This window comes from Streptomyces microflavus (genome assembly GCF_014650075.1).
In the GTDB taxonomy this organism is placed as follows: Bacteria; Actinomycetota; Actinomycetes; order Streptomycetales; family Streptomycetaceae; genus Streptomyces; species Streptomyces microflavus.
Window position 1 is genome coordinate 1 of sequence record NZ_BMUG01000049.1, and the last position, 506, is coordinate 506.

Annotated in this window: 1 protein-coding gene; it reads left to right on the forward strand. The window is 50.0% G+C overall.

Annotated features, from left to right (window positions below):
• The first annotated feature begins 207 nt into the window (after positions 1 to 207).
• Positions 208 to 447, forward strand: coding sequence for a hypothetical protein (locus IE264_RS38895; RefSeq protein ID WP_189214508.1), 240 nt, complete (start codon positions 208 to 210; stop codon positions 445 to 447).
• Positions 448 to 506: the final 59 nt, after the last annotated feature.

Below are 506 nucleotides of genomic sequence, written 5' to 3' on the forward strand. Positions count from 1 at the left end.
AAAATAATCACTATAATTTGCGCAGTAGCAAGCTACTCATAAGGTCTCAGCTTAAAGATAATAATGCCCAGCAGTTACAAGGAGAACAAAAAATGAGAAAGAAAAACTTCATCGTCAACGGTATTCCAGGTTTGTCAGGGATCGAGATGACAAGTCTTAGAAGAATCCACCGCCGAATCCACCGCCGAATCCACCGCCAAGCGCGTTGTGGAAAACACCGAGTGTGGCAATGTCAGCCGCTCCGGCGACTACGTTTGCGGGTCCAAAGCCGCCGAAACCACCAAACTGGCGAGGTTCAAGGGTTGCCTGCTCGGTTTGAGTGGGGGCTGGGACAGCGAAGACACCAGTGAAGGCGACGAGGGCAGCGATGACGGTGAAGAATTGCATCTTGTCTCGGAAAAAAAAGTTGGTAAAAGGAGCTGGGCAAATCGAGGGGGTAAGAGCTGAGACCTGTCAGGCGCTAAAGGTGATTATTGGAAGATCGACTTTGAAAGGTGAAGGGTGGC